General features: G+C 50.8%; 1 protein-coding gene. It reads left to right on the top strand.

Annotated features, from left to right (window positions below; translation table 11 throughout):
* On the top strand, nt 1-314 hold a 314-nt coding region (gene folK / locus ACTHS3_RS16985; RefSeq protein WP_440368639.1), incomplete at its 5' end, for a 2-amino-4-hydroxy-6-hydroxymethyldihydropteridine diphosphokinase.
* Between the last annotated feature and the right edge of the window lie 127 nt (nt 315-441).

The raw sequence follows: 441 nt of genomic DNA, 5'->3' as shown, positions 1-441 counted from the left end.
CCGTTTGTACCGTGAAAACATCATTGGACGGCGTGGCGCTGTTGGCGGAGTTAAACCGCATCGAGGCCGAATTTGGGCGCGAACGTACTTTCCGTAATGCGCCGCGTACTTTGGATTTGGACATTATCGATTTTGACGGTATCCGCAGTGATGACCCGCATCTGACCTTGCCGCACCCGCGCGCGCATGAGCGCAGTTTCGTTATGTTGCCGCTGGCCGAAATCCTTCCGGATTTCGAGTTGGGCGAGCATGGCCGTGCGGCTGATTTGGCTCAGGCTTTGGGCGGGAAGGGTATTCGCCTGTTGAAAGAATAAAGGCCGTCTGAAAAACGGACTAAAACAAGAAAGGGCGTGTTGGACACGCCTTTTTTGCTATAAAATATTGTTGGGAAACACATTACAAAGAGTTACTATGAATCCTCGTTATATTGTTGTCGAAGGT

The sequence above is a fragment of the Neisseria sp. P0009.S007 genome, assembly GCF_051962515.1.
The sequence above is the reverse complement of the archived record's forward strand: the minus strand, read 5'-3'. Positions and strand labels throughout refer to the sequence as shown.